A 22,494-nucleotide genomic window follows, 5' to 3' on the forward strand; every position below is an offset into this window, starting at 1 on the left:
TTCCTTGAGTGTTGGGTTAAACCTGACGGGTGGTCTAGGTTAGGCCGTGCTGCGGGCCTCATGCGCCAGACGCAAAATAGCTTGGTCCAGTTCGTCGAGAGCCGTATCGGCTTTTGGGCTTTCTTGCTTGAGTAAGGTTTCGCTGCGTTGGCAGGCACCGCGCAATTGCGGCACACCACAGTAGCGGGTTGCGCCGTGCAAGCGGTGAACATGTTCGATCAAGGCTGTGCGGTCGTTGTCTGCGCGGGCCTGGCGAATCGCCAGACGGTCTGTTTCAAGTGACGCCAATAACATCGACAGCATGTCGGCGGCAAGATCTGCTTTGCCAGCCGCCAAGCGTAAACCTTCGTCGGCATCGAGTACGGCCAATTTGTTCGCGGATCTGAAGCGGTCCTTGGCGCTTTCGCTGGTTTGGTTGAGCAACGCCAAACCTGTCCATTTCAAGACCACTTGCGCCAATTGGCGCTCGCTGATGGGCTTGGTGAGGTAGTCGTCCATGCCACTTTGCAGCAGGGCTCGTTTCTCGTTGGCCATTGCATGGGCGGTCAGCGCCACGATGGGCATCGGCGAAGATTGTTGTTTTTGTTCCCACTGGCGCAGCACTTCGGTGGTTTCGCGGCCATCCATGCCGGGCATTTGCACGTCCATTAGCACCAAGTCGAAGGCTTGGGTCTTGAAGGTATCCACGGCGGCATAACCACTGTCGACCGCCTTGACCTTGGCGCCCATGTCTTCGAGCAGCGTTTGCACCAGTAGCAGGTTGGCCGGGTTGTCATCCACACACAAAATACGCGGAGCACGGCTGGCGAGTATTTCGCCGGGCTCGTTGCGAATTTGCTGCGGGTTGATGAGTTGGATCAGTGCTCGGCGCAATTTTCGGGTGCAGGCAGGCTTGGCTTGTAACTGGTTGTGAGGGTTAGGCACCGCGGTATTGAACAAAACCAACTCAGTGGTTGGGCACAGCACCAATACCTTGCACCCCAAGTGCTCAAGGTCCCAAATGTACTGGTTGAGACGCTCAGGCGGGAGGTCATGGGCCGTCACGCCGAGGACGGCCAGATCCACAGGGTGTTCAGTTTGATGGGCGCTGGTCACACCGTTACTGAGGTTGTCCAAGGTGAGGTACGGCGTCACGCTTAGCCCACAATCTTCGAGTTGGTGCAGCATGGCTTGACGGGCAAGGTCGTGTTTTTCCAACAGCGCCACACTGTGACCGAGGAGCGGCGCAACGGGTAGGTCGTCAATATCATCTTGAGCTTTGGGTAGGTTGACGCTGATCCAAAATCCCGAGCCTTCACCCGGTTCGCTTTCAACCCCGATTTCGCCGCCCATTTGTTCGACCAGACGCTTGGAAATCACCAGCCCCAGCCCAGTACCGCCCGTTTGGCGTGAGAGTGAATTATCGGCCTGGGTGAAGGCTTGGAACAGCGCCCGTACGTCTTGGTTGGTCAGCCCGATCCCGGTGTCTTGTACGCTGATGCGCAATTGGACGCCGCCGCTGGTGGAGTTGTTGTCATCGTCTTCGAGCATCGCCCGCACCACAATCGTGCCTTCGCGGGTGAATTTGATCGCGTTGTTGACCAAGTTAGTGAGGATTTGCTTGAGCCGCAGCGGGTCGCCAATCAGCGACAGCGGGGTGTCGCGGTACACCAGGCTGACCAGTTCGAGGCCTTTTCCGTGGGCGGAGGGGGCGAGGATGGTCAGGGTGTCTTGCAACAGGTCGCGCAGGTTGAACGGCGTGCTATCGAGAACCAACTTGCCAGCTTCGATTTTCGAGAAGTCAAGAATTTCGTTGATGATTCCGAGCAGGTTGTCAGCTGATTTCTCGATGGTATGCAGGTAGTCGAACTGGCGAGGCGTGAGTTCACTTTTTTGCAGCAAATGGGTGAAGCCTAGAATGCCATTGAGCGGCGTGCGGATTTCGTGGCTCATATTGGCCAGGAACTCAGACTTGATCCGGCTGGCTTCGAGGGCTTCTTTACGTGCCAGGTCTAGCTCCAGATTCTGGATTTCGATGGTTTCAAGGTTTTGACGCACGTCTTCGGTGGCTTGATCGACGCTGTGTTGCAACTCTTCTTGGGCGTTTTGCAGGGTTTCGGCCATGCGATTGATGCCCGAGGCCAACTCGTCTAACTCTTGGCTACCCAGCGCGGGTAAGCGGGTGTGTAACTGACCGTCCTTAAGTTGAGCCACCGCTTGCTTGATTTGCCCTATAGGCGCGTTGATCGTGCGGCTCATGCGTAAGGCCAGCAGGGTGGTTAACACTAAGCCGCTAACAATCAGCAGCAAGCTGGCAAACAAGCTGCGATAGCCGCGCAGCAGCATTGTGTGATGCGACAGCTCCAGTTCGACCCAACCCAGTAAGCGGTGGGCTTCGTTGGGGATGATATCGCCAGCCAGATTGCGATGGCGGCCAAAGACCGGCAGTAAATAACGCGTGGCATCGCCGTCGGTACGTTGCAGCAGTTGGCTGCTGTTGCCCAACGGGGTTTGGTTGAGCATGGTTGGGCCAGCATGGGCTAACGGCTCGTGATTGGGGCTTAGGAACGCCACGGCGCGCACGTCTTGCTGATCAAGGGATTCGCTGGCGATGCGCTCCAGCAAGGCTTTGTCATGCCGCCCCATGGCTGGAGCGACCAGCGGCGCAAGTTGCTCAGCGATCATTTCACCGCGTTGCAACAACTGCGATTCCAATTCTGATTGCTGCAACCACGTGAAGTAGCTACCTAGCACCACGGCCATCAAGGTGACGGGTAGCAAGGTCAGCAGCAAGACGCGGCCTTTTATCCCCAGATTTTTCAGCACACAACTCTCCGGCCGAGCATTTTTAAAAGCATTCCTGTGCAGTTAGGTATAGATCAGCTCGCAGTGTAGCCATTTGATACAAGGCAAACCTTTGTAAATTTAGCGTGTAGGCGCCTAGGGCTTACTAATCAGCCGTGCAGCGGCCTTGTCTGTTGCTCGTGCAGGCTCAATCTTTAATAATCGGCGACTGAGAATGACTTGCAGACGCTAATGAATCACGTAATCGCTCAACCCCCGCGCCTTTTGGCCATTGAAGATGACCCCATTTTGGGTGCCTATTTGCATGAGCAATTGGCGCGCAGCGGGTTTGAGGTGGTGTGGTGCCAAAATGGTCAAGAAGGTTTGAGCCGCGCCACCCATGAGCCTTTTGATGTGGTGCTGATGGACATTCTGCTACCGGGCATGAACGGCTTGCAGGTGCTCACGCAGTTGCGTCAAACCCATGCGTTGCCGGTTATTTTGATGTCGGCGTTGGGGGCTGAAGCTGACCGTATTAGCGGGTTTCAGTTGGGCGCCGATGACTACTTGCCCAAGCCTTTCAGCATGGCGGAGTTAAGCGTACGGATTCAGGCCATCTTGCGCCGGGTGGCGCTGGATCGCATGTCGCCACCGGCTCCAGCATTGGTCGAGGGCGCGCTGATATTCGATGACAGCGTTGGGGACGTGCGCTATGGCCAGCAATGGGCCGGGCTGACGCGCAGCGAATACCGCTTGCTCGACACCCTGCAACGCAACACAGATGAAGTGTTGAGTAAGGCGTTTCTCTATCAACAGGTCTTACAACGCGGCTACTCGGCTCATGACCGCAGTTTAGACATGCACATCAGCCAAATCCGGCGCAAGCTCAAGGCCATTGGCTATCACGAGCGAACCGTGCGCACGGTGTGGGGCAAGGGCTATGTTTTGAGCGAAAACGATGCGTCCTAAGCTGCCTAGCAAGCACTCGGTGTTTTGGAAGCTGGCGTGTTTGCTGGTGGCTTTTTGTTTGCTGATGATATGGCTCAGTTGGTCCTGGGGGCGGTACATGGACAAACGCACTGGCTATTTAAGCGATGAGGCCAAGAGCACGTTGATCCGTTACGCCGCCCAAGCCGAGCAAGCTTGGAATCAGGGCCAACAAGTGGGTGTCGATCAATGGTTGCAAACCGTTGGGAAAACCGAACATGGCTGGGTGGGCGTGGTCGGCCAAGACTTACAGGCGCTGAGCAGCTACCCGTTGAATGAACTCGAAGCCCAGCGCATGACCTTTCTGCGCGGGTTGGATTGGCCCATCAGCCACGTCAATCGAACGCGTCCTTGGCTCAAAGTGCCATTTCCTAAAGACCCCTCAGCCGGTTACTTAGTCATAGAGCTGCCGCAGCGTTACATGCCAGGGCGTTCGCAGTTAGTGTGGCGCATCCTGATCAATGGGGTGATCCCGGGTCTAATCACGCTGCTGCTGTGCGTGGGGCTTTACCGTTTACTGATTGTGCCGCTGAACCAGTTGCGAGAGCAGGCCAATGCTTGGCGCGCAGACCAGTTGGGCGTCCGGCTGTCGAGCCAGACCACCAGCCGTCAGGACGAATTGGGCGAGTTGGGCCGTGCGTTCGATCAAATGTCTGAGCGTCTGCAAAGCACGGTCAGCCAACAGCAACAACTCCTGCGCGACCTGTCCCATGAGCTGCGTACGCCGTTGAGCCGCTTGCGCGTCGCGTGTGACAGCGAGCAAAGCGTTGAAGCCCTGCGCGAGCGTTTGAGCCGTGAAGTCGACGGCATGCAGCGCCTGGTAGAAGACACCTTACAACTGGCCTGGCTGGATGCGGAGCGCGGGCCACTGCCGATGGAAAGGATTCAGATTCTGGCGTTGTGGGAGATGCTGACCGAAAATGCGCGCTTTGAAAGTGGCTGGTCGGAGTCACGCTTACCGTGCGGCGTTGAGGCCGACTGCTGGGTCAACGGCCACCTCAACAGCTTGGCGCAGGCGTTGGAGAATATTCTGCGCAATGCCATTCGCCACTCTCCAGCCGATGGCATCGTCAGCCTAAATGGTCAGCGCGAAGGTGATGAATGGCACTTATGGCTTGACGATCAAGGTGGGGGTGTTGCCCCTCAAGCGCTGGAACGGATCTTTGCGCCGTTTATCCGCCTTGACGGCTCGCGCCCGGGGGATGGCGGATTTGGCCTTGGTCTGAGCATCGCGCGTAATGCCTTGCGCGTGCAGGGTGGCAGCTTATGGGCGCAAAACACCGAGCACGGTTTGCGCGTCCATCTGCGGCTGCCTTGCGCAGAGCAACCTAATCGCTAGGGGTTGCTGTAGGTTAAAAGCAAAAGATCGCAGCCTTCGGCAGCTCCTACGCAGCCACGATCAAACCTAGCCCGCAGGCTGCGATCTTTACATTCAAAAAACAGAGCCTACGCAAAGCAGGCTAGGCTTGCCTTATAGCTTTTAGCCATAAGCTTTGTTCTTTGCGTGATATGGGCTGTCGGCGTTTGTCGGTATGATGTGCGCCCCCGCGGTCTGGATTGCGAATACGCCATGACATTGCAGTACCCCACTATTGCCGATTGCATCGGTAACACCCCGCTGGTGCGCGTGCAGCGCCTTGCCGGGAACACGACTAACACCTTATTGCTCAAGCTCGAAGGGAATAACCCGGCAGGCTCAGTCAAGGATCGCCCCGCGTTGTCGATGATTACCCGCGCTGAATTGCGTGGGCAGATCCAGTCGGGCGATACCTTGATCGAAGCCACCTCGGGCAACACCGGTATTGCGTTGGCAATGGCCGCTGCGATCAAGGGTTACAAGATGCTCCTGATCATGCCTGACAATTCGAGCGCTGAGCGCAAAGCGGCCATGACCGCTTATGGCGCCGAGCTGATCCTGGTCAGTCAAGAAGAGGGCATGGAAGGTGCTCGTGACTTGGCCGATAAGCTTCAGGCCGAAGGTCGTGGCAAAGTGCTCGACCAGTTCGCCAACGGTGATAACCCAGAGGCCCATTACACGTCCACGGGCCCAGAAATCTGGCGCCAGACCCAAGGTACGGTTACCCACTTCGTCAGTTCGATGGGCACCACGGGTACCATCATGGGGGTTTCGCGATACCTCAAAGAGCAAAACCCAGCGGTGCAGATCGTCGGTTTGCAACCGATGGAAGGCGCTGCCATCCCTGGTATTCGTCGCTGGCCAGTTGAGTACCTACCAAAAATCTATCAAGCCGAGCGTGTTGATCGGATTGTCGACATGGCTCAGCAAGAAGCTGAAGACGTGATGCGCCGTCTGGCTCGCGAAGAAGGTATTTTTTGCGGCGTGTCATCAGGCGGTGCAGTAGCCGCTATGTTGCGCCTGTCTCAAGAAGTAGAAAACGCCGTGATTGTCGGCATCATTTGCGACCGTGGCGACCGTTACTTATCGACTGGCATTTACGATGCGCCCAACTAATGGCTAAGCAAGAGAGAGGGCTGCGCTTCCAGCCCACTGGCGGCACCAAAACGCCGCAAGTACCGACGGGTAAAAAGCAGCGTTTGAGTATTGAACGCTTAGCCAATGACGGCCGCGGTATTGCCTTTTTACAAGGCCGTACCTGGTTTGTGTCGGGGGCTTTGGCCGGTGAAGACGTCGAAGCCCGTGTATTGGGTGCCCACGGCAAAGTGGTTGAGGCCCGCACTGAGCGGGTATTCACTGCCAACGCCAGTCGTCGCGAGCCGCCCTGTGTGCATGCAGGCAAGTGCGGCGGGTGCAGCCTGCAACATCTGCCTCACGACGAGCAGCTTGCACTGAAACAGCGCATGCTCGCCGAGCAACTGACCCGCGTCGCCGGTGTTGAGCCTGACGAATGGGCACCGCCGTTGACCGGGCCAGAGTTTGGCTACCGTCGTCGGGCGCGTATTGCGGTGCGCTGGGATGCCCGGGCCAAGCGCTTAGATGTCGGGTTTCGTGCAGCGGGCAGCCAAGACATCGTGGCCATCGACCACTGTTTGGTTCTGGTACAGGCTTTGCAACCTATCATGAGCGGTTTGCCGAGCATGCTGCGCCAGTTGAGCAATCCGAAAGCCTTAGGGCATGTCGAACTGTTCAGCGGTTCGGCAAATGCTGTGTTGCTGCGCCATATGGCGCCGCTTAACGACACTGACGTGCAGGTTTTAAAGGATTTTTGCTCCACCCATCAGGCTCAATTGTGGCTTCATGGCGACGCCGAGCCACAGCCGGTCGATTTGACGCAGACCTTGGGCTACCGTTTACAGCAATGGGATCTGGAATTAGCGTATCGGCCGGGTGACTTTGTTCAAGTCAACGCCGGGGTTAACGAAGCCATGGTCGCACAAGCGCTAGAGTGGCTGGCGCCGCAGGCTGACGAACGGGTTCTTGACTTGTTCTGCGGGCTGGGTAATTTCGCATTGCCACTGGCGCGTCAAGTGCGCGAGGTGGTGGCCGTCGAAGGGGTTAAGACGATGGTCGAACGTGCCGCGCAAAACGCGGCCAGTAACAAGCTGCATAATGCAGCGTTTTTTCAGGCCGATCTGTCGCAGCCTTTAGTGGACGCGACGTGGGCCAAACAGGGCTTTGCCGCTGTACTCTTAGACCCGCCGCGCGATGGCGCCTTCGAGGTAGTGCGCAAGCTCTCGGGCCTAGGGGCCAAACGTTTGGTGTACGTGTCGTGTAACCCGGCTACGCTGGCTCGCGACACGGTTGAATTGATGAAACAGGGATATCGGTTAAAACGTGCCGGAATCCTCGATATGTTCCCGCAAACCGCGCATGTCGAGGCGATGGCGTTATTTGAAGCAGATTAGGTTCGACGGGCCCGCAACCACATGCCGCTTGACCCCGGAGCGTGTGGTTGGGATTCGGGTCGGTATATCGGTGCATTGAACGTGCCCCGTAGGGAAGGTAAGCAAGATGGTACAGGTCAGAGCACACCAGCCGATCAACACTGACGGCAGTCTCAACCTCGAAGCATGGCTTGATCATGCGGTGAGTGTCGATGTAGCACTGGACCGCGAAGCCTTGAAGCAAGCGTGTGAGTTCGCACGTGAGGCTGAGCAGCAGGCCAATGCAGCAAAAAACCGATGGTCTGAAGGGACGTCGAGTTTTCGCACTGGGTTAGAAATTGCTGAAATCCTCGCCGATCTGAAGCTGGATCAAGATTCGCTGGTGGCGGCGATTTTGTATCGCGGCGTGCGCGAAGGGCAAATCTTGCTGCCCGCCGTCAGCCAGCGCTTTGGCCCGGTTGTCGCCAAATTGATTGATGGCGTGTTGCGCATGGCGGCTATCAGCGCCAGCCTCAGCCCTCGTCAATCCATGGTATTGGGCTCTCAGGCGCAGGTTGAGAACCTGCGCAAAATGCTGGTGGCGATGGTTGATGACGTGCGAGTGGCACTGATCAAACTGGCCGAACGCACGTGCGCGATTCGAGAAGTCAAAAATGCCACGGACGAAAAACGCACCCGCGTTGCCCGTGAGGTTTTCGATATTTATGCGCCGCTGGCGCACCGCTTAGGGATTGGCCACATCAAGTGGGAGCTGGAGGACTTGTCCTTCCGCTATCTGGAGCCAGAGCAGTACAAACAAATCGCCACCTTGCTGCATGAGCGCCGCTTAGACCGTGAGCGTTTTATCAGCGATGTGATGAACCAGTTACGCACCGAGCTTGAGGCCACTGGGGTGACCGACGCTGATATCAGCGGTCGGGCCAAACACATCTATTCGATCTGGCGCAAAATGCAGCGCAAGGGTCTGGCTTTTAGCCAGATCTATGACGTGCGCGCTGTGCGGGTTCTGGTCCCGGAAATGCGCGATTGCTACACCGCATTGGGCATCGTTCATACCCTGTGGCGGCACATTCCCAAAGAGTTCGACGACTACATCGCCAACCCCAAAGAGAACGGCTACCGCTCGCTGCACACTGCGGTTATTGGGCCTGAAGGCAAGGTGCTGGAAGTACAAATCCGCACCCATGCGATGCACGAAGAGGCTGAGCTGGGCGTGTGTGCGCACTGGCGCTATAAGGGCACCGACGTTAAAGCCGGGTCTAACCAGTACGAAGAGAAAATTTCGTGGCTGCGCCAAGTCCTGGAGTGGCACGAAGAACTAGGGGATATCGGCGGTTTGGCCGATCAGTTACGCGTCGATATCGAGCCAGACCGGGTCTATATCTTCACCCCGGACGGGCATGCCATCGACTTGCCCAAGGGTGCAACCCCGCTGGACTTCGCCTATCGCGTACACACCGAGATCGGCCATAACTGCCGTGGCGCCAAGATCAACGGGCGCATCGTACCGCTCAACTACAGCCTGCAAACCGGCGAGCAAGTTGAGATCATCACCAGCAAACACGGCACACCCAGCCGCGACTGGCTGAACTCGAACTTGGGCTACGTCACCACCTCGCGGGCGCGGGCGAAGATTGTTCACTGGTTTAAATTGCAGGCCCGTGATCAAAACGTCTTGGCCGGTAAAACCTTGCTTGAGCGCGAGCTGGGCCGCTTGGGCTTGCCAGCGGTTGACTACGAGAAGCTCGCTGACAAAGCCAACATGAAAACCGCCGAGGACATGTTCGCGGCATTGGGTGCGGGCGATTTGCGCTTGGCCCAATTGATCAATCTTGCGCAGCAACTGGTCGACCCAGAGCGCGGCAACGAGCAGATCGAACTGATTCCGCGTAAAGCCACCGGCTATAAGCCAGGTAAGCGTGGAGACATCCAGATCGAAGGCGTGGGCAACCTGTTGACCCAAATGGCCGGCTGCTGCCAACCACTGCCGGGCGATGCGATTGTCGGTTACATCACCCAAGGGCGTGGCGTGAGCATTCACCGTCAGGATTGCGCCTCGGTGCTGCAACTGAGCAGCCGTGAGCCGGAACGCATCATTCAGGTCAATTGGGGGCCGATTCCAGTGTCGACCTACCCGGTCGATATCGAAATTCGTGCCTACGACCGTTCGGGCTTGTTGCGTGATGTGTCACAAGTTCTGCTTAACGAGCGAATCAACGTATTGGCGGTCAACACCCGCTCGAACAAAGAGGACAACACCGCGTTGATGTCCTTGACCATCGAGATCCCGGGGCTTGATGCGTTGGGGCGTTTGCTAGGGCGTATTTCGCAACTGCCCAATATCATCGAAACCCGCCGTATCGGGCGGAGTGAGCCGCGCTAAACACGCCGGGTGAAATTGTAGGAGCGAGCTTGCCTCGCGATCTTTTGATCTTAAAAGGATCGCGAGCTGGCGCCTCCAGCAGGGTTTTGCACAAGGATTAATGATGTACACCCTCGACGACTTGCTAAACCTCATGTCCCGCCTGCGTGATCCGCAGTACGGCTGCCCGTGGGATATCAAACAAACCTACGCGACCATCGTGCCGCATACCCTCGAAGAAGCCTATGAAGTGGCTGACGCTATCGAGCGCAGCGACTTTGAGCACTTGCAGGGCGAGCTGGGCGATCTACTGTTTCAAGTGGTGTATTACAGCCAGTTGGCCCGCGAGGAAGGGCGTTTTGAATTTGCCGGAGTGATCGACAGCATCACTCGCAAGCTGATTCGCCGCCATCCCCACGTGTTCCCGACCGGCGATCTTTACGCATCCCTAGACGTGCCGCGCTTGAGCGAAGAGCAGGTCAAGCTGCGTTGGGAAGAAATCAAAGCGCATGAGCGCGCCGAAAAAGCGCACGCGCCGCAGCAGTTGTCGCTGCTTGATGATGTACCAACGGCACTGCCTGCCTTGTCACGTGCGGCCAAGTTACAAAAACGCGCGGCCCAGGTCGGCTTTGACTGGCCTGGGGCTTTGCCGGTGTTAGACAAGGTGCGTGAAGAGCTGGACGAAGTGCTGGAAGCCATGGCCGATGATGATTCGGCAGCGATCCATGACGAAGTCGGCGACTTGTTGTTTTCGGTGGTGAATCTGGCGCGGCACTTAAAAGTTGATCCAGAAACCGCCCTGCGTGGTGCGAATGCAAAATTTGACCGACGTTTCCGGTTTATCGAGCAAGCATTGCGCGATACCCTGCGTCCCATTGAAGATTGCACCCTTGAAGACTTGGACGCTCTGTGGGGCGAAGCCAAGCGTCAGGAAAAGAATTTACCCAGCTGCGGCTGAGTTTGCCTAAGTGAGTAAGCAGATGAGCATTTCCCTACGCGACCAGTTGCTCAAAGCCGGACTGGTCAATGAAAAGCAGGCCAAGCAGGCCGGCAAAGAAAAGCAGAAGCAGCAGCGCTTGGCCCACAAAGGCCAAGCCGAACTGGATGACACCCAGCAGCGTCTGGCGGCTGAAGCCAAGGCTGAGAAGCTCAAGCGAGATCAGGAGCTTAACCGCCAGCAGCAAGAAAAGGCCGAGCAAAAGGCCCGTGCCGCCCAGATCAAACAATTGATCGAAGTGTCACGCGTGCCCAAGCTGAACACCGAGGACTACTACAACTTTGTCGACGACAAAAAGGTCAAGCGCCTATCGGTCAACACCTTAATGCGCAATAAGCTGGCCAATGGGTCGCTGGCCATTGTGCAGCACCAAGGCGGTTATGAAGTGATCCCGCGTGAGGCGGCACTGAAAATTCAAGAGCGTGACCCGCGGCGTATTGTTCAGTTAAACGTGCTGGTGGAGTCGAAAACACCCGAAGAAGACGATCCGTACGCGGCGTATCAGATCCCTGACGACTTAATGTGGTAACAAGGCGTTAGTGGTTACACATGCATTAATACTTTGAGCGCTGGGTTAATAAGCGAAAGGAGAAGCGAGACACTACGCTTCTCCTAAGTCTTCATTAATTAACGTGGTCAGGTATTGATATGTATGTGAGCGTTGCATTACTCCAGCAGGCGACTTTTAATTCTGAGTTCTCTTTGCCGAGATCGCCTGGCCAATCCATCATTGAGTATGTTGAGCGAGAGCTTGAGCGGCGTACTCAATATATGGCTGAAAAAATTAAGTCTGCATTGGCTGTTGTGCATCAAGACAACGCTAATAGTGAGTGTTTGTTTTTTGTGCTGCCCGAATTTTTTTGGAATGTCCCGTGGTCTGCGGTGGCGAGTCGTGAAGAGTTATTGGCACTGAGTGATACGTGTTTTGAACGAATTTCGGAATGTGTAAGCCACTTACTGGATAGCTTTCCTGTTAGTACCCATGGGCATTTGGCGGTGCTGGCAGGCACCTGTGCGACGCTTGCTGAAGTCGAAAGTACAACGGGCACGCACTTTGAAGTTATTAATTATTTATTGGCCGGTAGCAACGCAAGCCAAAACGCGCTGGGCAAATCATCATTGGTGATGTGGCCAAAGCGGTATGTGTCTGGTATTGATTTTGGAAATAACAAAAAAGGCGATTCGAACTATTGGTTTTTTGAACTTGCCGAAGGTGTCACGATAAAGGTGAAAAATAAAAGTTCATCGTTGGCTGAGTCTAATACGGCGGCGGGCTACAGAACTATATTTAAAAATGACTTTGTTGAGCGCTGCCCTATCAGCATAGATTTATGCCTTGATTATGCGGTAGTCGGTAACCAAGAGCGTGAGAATGAATACACCGATTGGAATTCAAAGCTCGACTTTATAATAGCCTGCGGTATGGAGTTTGATCGAGAGAAGCAACACCTCGAAAGTCTTCAATTTGCGTTCAGAAATGACGGGATGGGCGCGGGGATGTGTGAAGCAGTTACCGTTGTGAATGGCCGTATTACTAATAAATTGCCCACGGTACGCGTCGATAACAATATTCACATGGTGCACATTAACGTTGCGTAAGGCCTTTATGGGTGCGCTGGAGTAATCGGCGCGTGGGTTACTTAAAAACACCCCCCGCGGCTGCGGGGGGTGCGTTTTTCAAGACTGTAATTTCACTGCTTACGCTTTGCTTTTTTGCGCTTCAAGCTTTTCCAGCTCGGCTTTGTAGTCTCGAGCGTCGCTCTCGCGGTGGAACATACCGACCAATACGTCTTCCTGATGAACGTCCCACAGATGAACGCCATGGGCAACCAACTGGTGGAACATACGTGAATCGTCGCGCTCAGTTACTTTGATAGTCATCTGCTTGCTCCAAATTCTAGTAAGGGTCTGCGGCAAGACGTCGCAGGCCTTCTTTATAGAATTTGTTAGCTTCCTAAGTAAATAGCTAATTGTCGTGCTGTCATTTTGATAAAAAACGAAAAATGCCTGAAGCCCTTTAAATACGGGGTGTTTAGCGTTTTTAGGATTGGTTTTATGACAAAAGTTTCATGATTGGCGACTCATTGAACTCGGTTATCTGTAGAAAATGCCCCTCGCCCAAGGTTCTGATTGACCTGTCCAAGTGGGCATTTGAATCACAATGGCTGACGGATAGCTGTGTAGGAGCAGCCGCAGGCTGCGATCTTTTGATCTTTAACGCCCAAGCTCGCAGCCTACGGCAGCTCCTACGGGGGAGTTTGTGGGCTTATAAATGTAGGAGCAGCCGCAGGCTGCGATCTTTTGATCTTTAAAGCCCAAGCTTGCAGCCTTCGGCAGCTCCTACGGGGGAGTTTGTGGGCTTATAAATGTAGGAGCTGCCGCAGGCTGCGATCTTTTGATCTTTAAAGTCCAAGCTTGCAGCCTTCTGCAGTTCCTACGAGAAGTGGGTTGCGCCGTTTTAACGAAAAACCCCGCCGAAGCGGGGTTTTCATGACGGGTACAGCTCAAGGCTTGTAGCTGCCTTAATTACCTTTAACAGCCTGGCCGTTCACCGTGCCGTCTTGCAGCATGATGTTGTATTCCTTGCCGTCTTTTTCAACTTGACGCAGCTTGACCAGCAAGCCTTCCCAATTTTTAGCGAACCACATTTCAGTGATGCGCTTGTTTTGTGTCGGATCGCGAACGCGCTCCACCTTGATGGCGTCTACCTTGCCAGCTTTGGTGTCGACGACCTCTGAGCCTATGACGCGAAAGTCATAGGTATCGACGTCGTTACCATCAACTACTTGGTAGCTCATGCTCTTTTTGCCTGCTACGACATCGCGTTGCAACGCCAACTGGTAAGTCGATTTGTCGAGCATACCGCTGAGCAGTGGCACTTTGACTGCGTCTTTGTTATCGGTGCCGGTGACCATGTTTGTGGCCCAGTCGAAGTCTAGGCTGACGTTCTTGGATTTACCCAAGCCGCCACGCTCGAAGCTGTAAGACTGCGGTATCAGGCTGTCGTTTTTGAAGGCGAAGGTACTGGATTCAGTCAGGCTGGCAATCATCATCGAAGCCTTGAAGTTCAAGGTCCAATTGCCGTTGTCATTCTTGACCAAGCTGCGCTCGGCAGAGCCACTCATGGGTAGCTGCTTCCAGTCAGCCGTGTAGCTGGCCTGGAAAGGATGGAGTTCGGCCGCTTGCACTGCTGGGACAGCCAGCAGGCTCAGGGCGAGGAGCAGGGCACGACGCATAATTTCTCCTAGGTTCGTATCAAGTGGCCGCTGGCCGCGAGTAATTGACCGTCTAATAATGCGCCTTGCTCGTCAAGAGACAAGCGACCTTCGGCAAACCAGCGCACTGCAAGCGGATAAATCAGGTGCTCTTGGGTGTGAACCCGTTGCGCCAGACTGTGCGGCGAGTCGTCGGACTCTATCGCAATGACTGCTTGTACGACCAGAGGCCCGCCATCGAGTTCCTCGGTGACAAAGTGCACGCTACAACCATGCTCGCTGTCACCCGCTTCCAAAGCACGCTGATGCGTATGCAAACCTTTGTACTTGGGCAGCAGAGAAGGGTGGATGTTGAGCAGGCGACCCTGATAGTGACGCACGAAGTTTGCGCTGAGGATGCGCATGAATCCGGCCAAAACCACCAGTTGCGGGTTGAAGGTATCAATGACTTCGATCAGTGCAGCATCGAAGGCCTCGCGGCCCTCGAATGCTGTGTGATCCAGTACGTGGGTGTCGATACCCGCGTCTTTGGCGCGTTGCAGGCCGTAGGCATCTTCGCGGTTAGAGATCACCGCGCGGATCTTGACCGGGCTGTTCTCAGGCTCAACGCTGTTGATCAAGGCCTGCAAGTTGCTGCCGGTGCCGGAAAGCAGCACCACTACATCACAGGTATCAGGCATTAGTGCGCCTTGAGGTTTTGCAGCTCAACTTGCGGTGCGCCTTCGGCGGCCGTTGCGATCTGGCCGATCACCCAAGGTTGTTCGCCCGCTTCACGCAGAACGTTCAACGCGGTTTCAACATCGGCCTGAGCCACGCAAATTACCATGCCTACGCCGCAGTTCAGCACGCGGTGCATTTCGGTTTCGTTCACGTTGCCTTTTTCTTGCAGCCAGTTGAAGACCGCAGGACGCTGCCAGCTGGCGACGTCAACTACCGCTTGAGCGCCTTTAGGCAGAACGCGCGGGATGTTGTCGAGCAGGCCGCCACCGGTGATGTGAGCCATGGCTTTTACCACGCCGGTTTCTTTGATCAGCTTTAGCAACGGCTTAACGTAGATGCGGGTAGGAGCCATCAGTAGATCGGTCAGCGGTTTGCCATCGAGCTGGATGTTTTCGATGTCTGCGCCAGACACTTCGATGATCTTGCGGATCAACGAGTAACCGTTAGAGTGCGGGCCCGACGATGGCAGCGCGAGCAGGGCATCACCGGCAGCGACTTTGGAGCCGTCGATGATTTCAGACTTTTCGACTACGCCAACACAGAAACCGGCCAAGTCGTAGTCTTCGCCTTCGTACATGCCAGGCATTTCTGCGGTTTCGCCGCCTACCAGCGAGCAACCGGACAATTCGCAGCCAGCGCCGATGCCGGTCACTACTTGGGTCGCCGTCTCTACGTTGAGCTTGCCGGTGGCGTAGTAGTCGAGGAAGAACAGAGGTTCTGCGCCGCACACGATCAGGTCGTTAACGCACATGGCAACCAGGTCGATGCCGATGCTGTCGTGTTTGTTCAGGTTCAGGGCCAGACGCAGCTTGGTGCCTACACCGTCGGTACCGGAAACCAGAACAGGTTGCTTGTAACCCGCCGGGATTTCGCACAGGGCGCCAAAACCGCCAAGGCCGCCCATCACTTCAGGGCGCGCAGTGCGCTTGGCTACGCTCTTGATGCGTTCGACCAATGCTTCACCGGCGTCGATGTCTACACCGGCGTCCTTGTAGCTCAGGGAGGGTTGCTTGCTCATGATCCAGGCCTTTAGGGGAGGGATTCGGGGGTATCGACCGATCTTAGCGGGCCTGCTTGCAAGTGCTCAGGGTTTAAAACAGAGCATTTGCAGAGTGCCCGGCTGCGGCCGGTCTGCGAAGGCGCGCGATTTTATCAGGCTTGAAGGGCAGCGGCCATCCTCGGGCCGACAGGCAGGGTTATATCTGTCGAAAAAAACCTTTTTTAGTCGTACTGGCTGCTTTGCGTGACGCTGTATAAGGTATACCCGCTAAGTTCTGATTTTGTCGGGGCCTATGAATTCTGCGATACGTACTTGAATGATCTGGCTGGCGGCCTGTCTCAAGCGGTATTGAATTTTATAAACGGCCTTTTAATGCCCTTTTTTTGCCGTCGGGAATCTTTCATGCGTTTTCATCAATTAGTAGCCGTGGGCTGTTTGTCCTTTTTTAGCCTAGCGAGTCATGCCGAAATCCTGACAGGTCTTTATCAAGTGCGTGAGCCGGTGACTAGCCAGTCCCCTGACGAGCGAGCGCAAGCGACGCAAAAAGCGCTGCAAACCTTAGTGGTGCGCTTGACCGGGAACGCCAAGGCGGCACAAAGCCCAGCCTTGGAAGCGATCCGTAAAGATCCTCAGCAAATCATCAGCCAATACGGCTATGACGCAGGTCCGCCTGAGTCCTTGCAAGTCGACTTCGACCCTGTGAGTACTGATCGCGCCCTGCGTGAAGCGGGTTTGTCGCTGTGGGGCACCAACCGCCCTGCATTGTTGGGCTGGTGGTTGAACGATTCGGTTGACGGTTCCAGCCTAGTCGGTGACGGCCAATCGGCTGCCGAGCCATTACGCCGTGCCGCGCAACACCGTGGCCTGCCGCTTCGACTGCCGTTGGCAGATTTAAGCGAGCAGTTGGTGGGCACCGCTGAAAACCTTGAAGGTTCTAATCCAGCCCCTTTAAAAGAGGCTTCCGAACGCTATGGGGCTGACGCGCTGTTGGCAGTGCATGCTCATGAAGACAGTGGCCAATGGCAAGCCAAGTGGCGCTTATGGATTGGCGATCAACAAGAGCAAGGCAGCGCTACGGGCCCTGATCAAGCCGCGCTGGCCGATGACGTTCTGTTGCAGGTCAGCGAGCGACTCGCCCCACGTTACGCGGTAAAACCGGGCGTCTCTACGCAACAGCTACTTGAAGTGCAAGGCATGACGCTTGCGCGCTACGCTCAATTAAATCGTTTGCTCGAACCGTTTGGTGGGCAACTTATCAGCGTCGACGGTGATCGTATCGTGTATCAGGTAAACGGCAGTGCTGAACAATTGCGTTCGCAACTGACGCTTGCGCAGATGCATGAAGTGCCGGCGGATCAAGCACCGGGCGCAGCTGCGGGGCCGCAGTTGCTCTTTAGCTGGTAGGTTTTTCTCTTCTATATATAAGGGCGGGTGTTTATGAGGGCTTCGCGGCTGTGGGTGTGGTTTGGGGTAGCGCTGGTGGCAGTGCTATTTGTGTTCTTCTTGCACACGATACTGACGCCTTTTTTGATCGCGATGCTGCTTGCTTACATGTTCGACCCCATGGTTGATCGTCTAGAAAAAGTCGGGCTTTCAAGAACGTGGGGCACGATCTCGGTATTTGCCCTATTCACCGTCATTCTGGTGGCGTTGATGGTGGTGCTAATGCCGATGTTGGCTAAGCAGTTGATGAAGCTCTATCAACTGGCTCCGCAGGTCTTGGACTGGTTGCAAAATACCGCTTTGCCTTGGGTGCAAACCAAGTTCGGGTTGAGCGACGGATTCTGGAACTTCGACAAGATCAAAGCCACGATCAGCACGCACATGGGGCAGGCGGGTGACATTGCAGGCGTAGTGCTGTCACGGGCAACGGCTTCGAGCTTGGCGTTGGTTGGCTTTTTGGTCAATTTGGTGCTGATTCCGGTAGTGGCTTTTTACCTGCTGCGTGACTGGGACATTTTGTTAGCCAAAATCCGCGGCCTGTTACCGCGTGATCGCGAGCAGCAGATTGTGTCGCTGGCCACGGAATGCCACGACGTACTGGGCGCCTTTGTCCGTGGCCAGTTACTGGTGATGCTGGCGCTGGGTGTGATTTATTCAGCGGGTCTGATGTTGCTGGGGCTTGAGCTGGGGCTGTTGATTGGCTTGTTAGCAGGGCTTGCGTCTATCGTGCCGTACATGGGCTTTATTGTGGGTATTGGCGCGGCGCTGATAGCAGGCTTGTTTCAGTTTGGCGGCGACTTGTATCCGATGCTCGGCATTGTCGCGGTCTTTATGGTGGGGCAGGCGCTAGAGGGCATGGTGCTGACGCCGCTGTTGGTCGGTGACCGAATCGGCCTGCATCCGGTGGCAGTGATCTTCGCGATTCTGGCGGGTGGTGAGTTGTTTGGATTTGCTGGCGTATTACTGGCCTTGCCAGTGGCGGCGGTGATTATGGTGTTGGTGCGTCATGTACACGATTTGTACAAGCACTCGCGGGCTTACAAAGGTGATGAAGAGCCTGAGTTGTAGCGTGGGTGTGTTGGGCGGTTAGTAAAGAGGCCGGTTCATGTGGCGATGAACCGGCCTCTTTTTATGTGTGAGTCATGGGCCGCGCTATTAGGAAACTTCATTAATTCCAATGTTTTAGCGTAAACCTTTGATTTTGCTCGCGGTCTGTTACATTGTGCGCCCGGCTACACGGGTATAAACTTTGCAAACTTTACACAGAGGCCACTAACGGTTCGTTTGAACTGTTCAGTCAGCATGAAACCGATTCAGCTGCCCCTAGGTGTGCGTCTGCGAGATGACGCTACCTTTATCAATTACTATCCAGGCGCCAATGCCGCTGCACTCGGCTATGTCGAACGTCTGTGCGAAGCCGACGCCGGCTGGACCGAAAGTCTGATTTATCTCTGGGGCAAGCATGGCGTAGGCCGTACCCACTTGTTACAGGCAGCATGCTTGCGGTTTGAACAGATGGGCGAGCCTGCTGTGTATTTACCACTGGCTGAGCTGCTGGATCGCGGGATTGAGATCCTCGATAACTTAGAGCAATACGAGCTGGTGTGTCTGGATGACCTCCAGGCCGTCGCCGGACGGGCTGATTGGGAAGAAGCGCTGTTTCACTTGTTCAATCGTCTACGTGACAGTGGTCGTCGTTTGTTAATTGCGGCTTCTGCTTCGCCGCGTGAATTGCCGATCAAACTAGCAGACCTTAAATCGCGCCTCACCTTGGCACTGATTTTCCAAATGCGCCCCTTGTCTGACGAAGACAAACTACGAGCCTTGCAATTGCGTGCATCACGTCGTGGGCTGCACCTGACGGATGAAGTCGGGCATTTCATCTTGACCCGCGGTACGCGCAGCATGAGTGCATTGTTTGAGTTGCTTGAACGCCTCGATCAGGCGTCTTTGCAAGCGCAACGCAAGCTGACCATTCCCTTCTTAAAAGAAACACTCGGCTGGTAAACAGCTCAATGGGTTGTGCGGCGATGATTTTTTGATGTTTAAAGATCGCGAGCAAGCTCGCTCCTACGGCTAGTGGTGCGTTGTTTTTAAGTCAACAACATTGTGCGAGTGCGGGGCTTAGAAAGTTTCAGGCGTCAGTGAACCCGCGCACTAGAAGAGGGCGATGCAAAATCGAGTGTCAGGGGTGTAAAACCTTAGATGCCACGTGAAATCGACTAAGTCACATTTCTTTCGATTGAATTTGCAAATGAGGATCATAGAGGGCATAGTCTCCGCTACTTTTCCTACAAGCCACGGTCGTGCCCATGCTAAAGCGCTTCGCACCCCTCGTGCCTCTCGCACTCGTTACCCTGTTGTTCGGCTGCGCTGCTCATACGCCAGTGTCCCAACAAGTTGTCGAATCTCAGGTTCAAAAGTCACCTTCTTCGCAATCTTCCGCTATTGATCAGGAAGAACTGGCGACAGAAAAAGAACTGGCTCAATTCTCCGAAAACAGCAAGCCTTACGAACTGCCAGCCTTGGCTGACAGCATTCTTGAGCGCGGCATGTCCTTGATCGGTACTCGTTACCGTTTTGGTGGCACGTCTGAGGCTGGATTCGATTGCAGTGGCTTTATCGGCTACCTGTTTAAAGAAGAAGCGGGCATGCAATTGCCACGCTCTACGCGGGAAATGATCAACGTAAAAGCCCCGTTGGTTTCGCGTAATAACCTCAAGCCAGGTGACCTACTGTTCTTCAGCACCAATGGCCGCGGACGTGTCAGTCACGCGGGTATTTACTTGGGCGACGATCAGTTTATTCACTCCAGCAGCCGCCGCAGCGGTGGGGTCAGAATTGATAGCCTGGGCGATACCTACTGGAACAAGACCTTTATGGAAGCCAAGCGTGCTTTGGCGATGGCGCCAGCGAGCGTAGTGGCTCGCAAGTAAAGTTAAAGTCTTACTTGAAGTTTGGCTCCTAAGAGCTAGAATTCAGTCGCAATGTTAAATTCCTGAAGCCGCGAAGGTCCTCCTGTCGCGGCTTCGGGTTTCGCGGCCCAGTAGCCGTATCCAGAATCAGGAACATTCTGTTTATGTCGATCATGGCCCGTGTTGCCCTTATCACTTTCGCTGCACTGCTTAGTGCTTGCGCCAATCGTCCTGCCCCTACCCCAGTGGTGGTCAAACAGCCCGCCGTTACCCAGCAGATTGATAACGGCTCACCGTTGGCTGCCGACGTGCTATTTCGCGCTTTGGGCTTGGTGGGGACACCTTACCGCTGGGGTGGCAATACTCCGGACTCAGGCTTTGATTGCAGTGGTTTGATCAAGTACGTCTACAACGATATGGCGGGTATTTCATTGCCGCGCACCACCCGCGAGATGATCGTGATGAGGGCGCAGAATGTCGGCAAAGACCAACTGCAAACGGGTGACTTGCTGTTTTTCGCCACCAGTGGCGGCAGCCAGGTGAGTCACGCAGGTATCTATGTCGGTGAAGGCCGTTTCGTTCATGCTCCTGCGACAGGCGGTACGGTTAAGCTAGACAGCCTCAGCAAAGCCTACTGGCAAAAAGCCTATCTCAATGCCAAGCGCGTTCTGCCGAGCGAACAGCATTTGGCGCGGTTGCCTTAACGTCTATGTAAGCGCCTTACCCGGCGTCCTGTCGGGTAAGACGATTAAAAGATTGCGAGCAAGCTCGCTCTTATCAAACATGAAGTAAGTTATTGATTTTAAAAGACATCACGGGGTGTGTTAGCAGACAAATGTCCCGCTACAAAAAACGAGATGCACCCAAACACCGTGCGCGGTGGTGTTACGACTGCCAGCAGTGTATGGACGACAGGGAATCTCCTAAAGGTTTTGAGTTACTGGCCTGATACTCGCCAGACTTTGTTACCCGTGTCATCGGCTACCAGCAAATCCCCTTGTTTGTCGATGACGACGCCCACAGGCCGGCCCATGGCTTTTTCGTCGGTGTTGAGAAAGCCCGTCAGTACATCAACGGGCATGCCGTTCGGCTTGCCGTCCGCAAAGGGTACGAAGATCACTTTGTAGCCACTGTGCGGTTTGCGGTTCCATGAGCCGTGTTGGCCAATAAAGGCGCCCTCGGTAAAATTTGGCAGCTTGCTGTTTTCAGCAAAACTTAAACCCAGCGAGGCGGTATGCGGGCCTACGGCATAGTCGGGGGCAATGGCTTTGGCGACCAATTCGGTGTTTTGCGGGTTGACCCTGACGTCGATGTGTTGCCCGTAATAGCTGTAAGGCCAGCCATAGAAGCCTCCGTCCTGTACGGACGTAATGTAATCGGGCACTAAATCACTGCCGATTTCGTCGCGTTCATTGACGGCGGTCCAGAGTTTTCCGGTCTTCGGTTCCCAATCCATGCCATTGGGATTGCGCAGCCCCGAGGCAAAAATACGATGGTTTCCGGTGGTCGGGTCAACTTCCCAGATCGCCGCTCGGCCTTCTTCAATGTCCATACCGTTTTCACCGACGTTACTGTTCGAACCCACACTCACATACAGTTTTTTACCGTCGGGGCTGGCGATGACGTTTTTGGTCCAGTGGTGATTTAGGCCGCTCGGCAAATCAATGATCTTGGTCGGCTGCGCACTAATAGAGGTTTCGCCCGGCTGATAGGGGAAACGCAACAATTTGTCGGCATCCGCTACGTACAGATCATTACCCACTAGGGTCATGCCGAAGGGCGAGTTCAGGTTCTCAAGAAATACCGTACGAGTTTCCGCTGTGCCGTCGTGATCGGCGTCTCGCAACAGTGTGATCCGGTTAGCGCTCGGTACGCCTGCTCCTGCGCGGCCCATCACCTTGCCTGCTATCCATTCACGAATGCCTTGGCTGCCATCGGGTTTAGCGGGGGCATTGCTTTCGGCCACTAATACATCGCCATTGGGCAATACATACAGCCAGCGTGGGTGGTCAAGCCCCTCGGCAAACGCTTGCACCTGCAAGCCTTGCGCGGCCATCGGTTTGGTCCCCTCGGCCCAGCCCACCGCCGGTGCGATGTTGACGGTGGGAATAAGCGTTTTGTTTGGTTCTGGCAGCGTGGGCGAAGGGCCGGTACCGTCCGCGACGTTCAGGGTCGAACGTTCTCCGCAGGCAGCCAACCCTGCCGCTAAAACGATGACAACAGCGTGCTGGCGTTTGAGCATGTCGATCTCCATGAAAAGTAGGCTTACTAGGCATAGAGAAGGCTAG

At 55.2% G+C, this 22,494-nt stretch carries 19 protein-coding genes; 13 read left to right on the top strand and 6 right to left on the bottom strand.

Annotated elements, in window-relative coordinates:
• Positions 1-39 precede the first annotated feature (39 nt).
• Positions 40-2,805: a response regulator gene (locus AQS70_RS04005; RefSeq protein WP_055101631.1), complete on the bottom strand. Its 2,766-nt coding sequence runs from the start codon at positions 2,803-2,805 to the stop codon at positions 40-42.
• Between the two features lie 210 nt (positions 2,806-3,015).
• Here AQS70_RS04005 and AQS70_RS04010 point away from each other — a divergent pair, with 210 nt between their 5' ends.
• From AQS70_RS04010 to AQS70_RS04045, 8 genes are all read left to right on the top strand, one after another.
• Positions 3,016-3,732: a response regulator transcription factor gene (locus tag AQS70_RS04010; protein WP_055101632.1), complete on the top strand. Its 717-nt coding sequence runs from the start codon at positions 3,016-3,018 to the stop codon at positions 3,730-3,732.
• The gene (locus AQS70_RS04015) at positions 3,722-5,089 is read left to right on the top strand and encodes a sensor histidine kinase (RefSeq protein WP_055101633.1); all 1,368 of its coding nucleotides are present in this window, start codon (positions 3,722-3,724) and stop codon (positions 5,087-5,089) included. The genes AQS70_RS04010 and AQS70_RS04015 overlap by 11 nt, the downstream gene beginning before the upstream one ends.
• 231 nt (positions 5,090-5,320) lie before the next feature.
• Complete coding sequence (gene cysM, locus AQS70_RS04020) at positions 5,321-6,223, top strand: cysteine synthase CysM (RefSeq protein WP_055101634.1); 903 nt, start codon at positions 5,321-5,323, stop codon at positions 6,221-6,223.
• Positions 6,223-7,575 (top strand): 23S rRNA (uracil(1939)-C(5))-methyltransferase RlmD, encoded by a 1,353-nt coding sequence (gene rlmD, locus AQS70_RS04025; protein WP_055101635.1) that lies wholly within the window; start codon positions 6,223-6,225, stop codon positions 7,573-7,575. Before cysM ends, rlmD begins: the two co-directional genes overlap by 1 nt.
• A 106-nt stretch (positions 7,576-7,681) precedes the next feature.
• Positions 7,682-9,937, top strand: coding sequence for a GTP diphosphokinase (gene relA / locus AQS70_RS04030; protein ID WP_055101636.1), 2,256 nt, complete (start codon positions 7,682-7,684; stop codon positions 9,935-9,937).
• A 103-nt stretch (positions 9,938-10,040) separates the two neighbouring features.
• Positions 10,041-10,874 (top strand): nucleoside triphosphate pyrophosphohydrolase, encoded by an 834-nt coding sequence (gene mazG, locus AQS70_RS04035; protein WP_055101637.1) that lies wholly within the window; start codon positions 10,041-10,043, stop codon positions 10,872-10,874.
• 22 nt (positions 10,875-10,896) lie between these two features.
• On the top strand, positions 10,897-11,442 hold the full coding sequence (locus AQS70_RS04040) for a DUF2058 domain-containing protein (protein ID WP_055101638.1): 546 nt from the start codon (positions 10,897-10,899) through the stop codon (positions 11,440-11,442).
• A gap of 125 nt (positions 11,443-11,567) precedes the next feature.
• Complete coding sequence (locus tag AQS70_RS04045; RefSeq protein WP_156354994.1) at positions 11,568-12,512, top strand: hypothetical protein; 945 nt, start codon at positions 11,568-11,570, stop codon at positions 12,510-12,512.
• 99 nt (positions 12,513-12,611) lie between these two features.
• On the opposite strand, the gene AQS70_RS04050 is transcribed toward AQS70_RS04045, so the two are convergent.
• The 4 genes from AQS70_RS04050 to purM form a co-directional block, all read right to left on the bottom strand.
• Complete coding sequence (locus AQS70_RS04050; protein WP_055101640.1) at positions 12,612-12,794, bottom strand: hypothetical protein; 183 nt, start codon at positions 12,792-12,794, stop codon at positions 12,612-12,614.
• A gap of 641 nt (positions 12,795-13,435) precedes the next feature.
• The gene (locus AQS70_RS04055; RefSeq protein ID WP_055101641.1) at positions 13,436-14,149 is read right to left on the bottom strand and encodes a DUF3108 domain-containing protein; all 714 of its coding nucleotides are present in this window, start codon (positions 14,147-14,149) and stop codon (positions 13,436-13,438) included.
• An 8-nt stretch (positions 14,150-14,157) separates the two neighbouring features.
• A complete protein-coding gene (gene purN, locus AQS70_RS04060; RefSeq protein WP_055101642.1) occupies positions 14,158-14,808 on the bottom strand; it encodes a phosphoribosylglycinamide formyltransferase in 651 nt (216 codons plus the stop codon).
• On the bottom strand, positions 14,808-15,866 hold the full coding sequence (gene purM / locus AQS70_RS04065; protein ID WP_055101643.1) for a phosphoribosylformylglycinamidine cyclo-ligase: 1,059 nt from the start codon (positions 15,864-15,866) through the stop codon (positions 14,808-14,810). The genes purN and purM overlap by 1 nt, the downstream gene beginning before the upstream one ends.
• A 384-nt stretch (positions 15,867-16,250) precedes the next feature.
• On the opposite strand from purM, the gene AQS70_RS04070 reads away from it, so the two are divergent.
• The 5 genes from AQS70_RS04070 to AQS70_RS04090 all read left to right on the top strand — a co-directional run bounded on the left by AQS70_RS04070 (position 16,251) and on the right by AQS70_RS04090 (position 20,910).
• A complete protein-coding gene (locus tag AQS70_RS04070) occupies positions 16,251-17,252 on the top strand; it encodes a DUF2066 domain-containing protein (protein WP_055101644.1) in 1,002 nt (333 codons plus the stop codon).
• Between the two features lie 33 nt (positions 17,253-17,285).
• Positions 17,286-18,359 carry an AI-2E family transporter gene (locus AQS70_RS04075; protein WP_055101645.1) on the top strand — a complete coding sequence of 358 codons (1,074 nt, stop codon included), beginning with the start codon at positions 17,286-17,288 and terminating at the stop codon, positions 18,357-18,359.
• Between the two features lie 234 nt (positions 18,360-18,593).
• Positions 18,594-19,298, top strand: coding sequence for a DnaA regulatory inactivator Hda (hda, locus tag AQS70_RS04080; RefSeq protein WP_055101646.1), 705 nt, complete (start codon positions 18,594-18,596; stop codon positions 19,296-19,298).
• Positions 19,299-19,603: 305 nt separating this feature from the next.
• Positions 19,604-20,227 carry a C40 family peptidase gene (locus AQS70_RS04085; protein WP_055101647.1) on the top strand — a complete coding sequence of 208 codons (624 nt, stop codon included), beginning with the start codon at positions 19,604-19,606 and terminating at the stop codon, positions 20,225-20,227.
• Between the two features lie 143 nt (positions 20,228-20,370).
• Positions 20,371-20,910 carry a C40 family peptidase gene (locus AQS70_RS04090; protein WP_055101648.1) on the top strand — a complete coding sequence of 180 codons (540 nt, stop codon included), beginning with the start codon at positions 20,371-20,373 and terminating at the stop codon, positions 20,908-20,910.
• Positions 20,911-21,143: 233 nt separating this feature from the next.
• Here AQS70_RS04090 and AQS70_RS04095 read toward each other — a convergent pair whose 3' ends face one another.
• The gene (locus AQS70_RS04095) at positions 21,144-22,448 is read right to left on the bottom strand and encodes a PQQ-dependent sugar dehydrogenase (protein ID WP_055101649.1); all 1,305 of its coding nucleotides are present in this window, start codon (positions 22,446-22,448) and stop codon (positions 21,144-21,146) included.
• Positions 22,449-22,494 lie beyond the last annotated feature (46 nt).

It is taken from the genome of Pseudomonas endophytica, from assembly GCF_001411475.1.
Taxonomy (GTDB): Bacteria; Pseudomonadota; Gammaproteobacteria; order Pseudomonadales; family Pseudomonadaceae; genus Aquipseudomonas; species Aquipseudomonas endophytica.

Coding starts and splice junctions, on each gene's coding strand:
- AQS70_RS04010 (WP_055101632.1), top strand. CDS start 3,016: ATGAATCACGTAATCGCTCAACCCCCGCGCCTTTTGGCCATTGAAGAT.
- AQS70_RS04055 (WP_055101641.1), bottom strand. CDS start 14,149: ATGCGTCGTGCCCTGCTCCTCGCCCTGAGCCTGCTGGCTGTCCCAGCA.
- cysM (WP_055101634.1), top strand. CDS start 5,321: ATGACATTGCAGTACCCCACTATTGCCGATTGCATCGGTAACACCCCG.
- hda (WP_055101646.1), top strand. CDS start 18,594: ATGAAACCGATTCAGCTGCCCCTAGGTGTGCGTCTGCGAGATGACGCT.
- AQS70_RS04040 (WP_055101638.1), top strand. CDS start 10,897: ATGAGCATTTCCCTACGCGACCAGTTGCTCAAAGCCGGACTGGTCAAT.
- AQS70_RS04075 (WP_055101645.1), top strand. CDS start 17,286: ATGAGGGCTTCGCGGCTGTGGGTGTGGTTTGGGGTAGCGCTGGTGGCA.
- AQS70_RS04095 (WP_055101649.1), bottom strand. CDS start 22,448: ATGCTCAAACGCCAGCACGCTGTTGTCATCGTTTTAGCGGCAGGGTTG.
- purN (WP_055101642.1), bottom strand. CDS start 14,808: ATGCCTGATACCTGTGATGTAGTGGTGCTGCTTTCCGGCACCGGCAGC.
- AQS70_RS04050 (WP_055101640.1), bottom strand. CDS start 12,794: ATGACTATCAAAGTAACTGAGCGCGACGATTCACGTATGTTCCACCAG.
- relA (WP_055101636.1), top strand. CDS start 7,682: ATGGTACAGGTCAGAGCACACCAGCCGATCAACACTGACGGCAGTCTC.
- AQS70_RS04070 (WP_055101644.1), top strand. CDS start 16,251: ATGCGTTTTCATCAATTAGTAGCCGTGGGCTGTTTGTCCTTTTTTAGC.
- AQS70_RS04085 (WP_055101647.1), top strand. CDS start 19,604: ATGCTAAAGCGCTTCGCACCCCTCGTGCCTCTCGCACTCGTTACCCTG.
- rlmD (WP_055101635.1), top strand. CDS start 6,223: ATGGCTAAGCAAGAGAGAGGGCTGCGCTTCCAGCCCACTGGCGGCACC.
- mazG (WP_055101637.1), top strand. CDS start 10,041: ATGTACACCCTCGACGACTTGCTAAACCTCATGTCCCGCCTGCGTGAT.
- purM (WP_055101643.1), bottom strand. CDS start 15,866: ATGAGCAAGCAACCCTCCCTGAGCTACAAGGACGCCGGTGTAGACATC.
- AQS70_RS04015 (WP_055101633.1), top strand. CDS start 3,722: ATGCGTCCTAAGCTGCCTAGCAAGCACTCGGTGTTTTGGAAGCTGGCG.
- AQS70_RS04090 (WP_055101648.1), top strand. CDS start 20,371: ATGTCGATCATGGCCCGTGTTGCCCTTATCACTTTCGCTGCACTGCTT.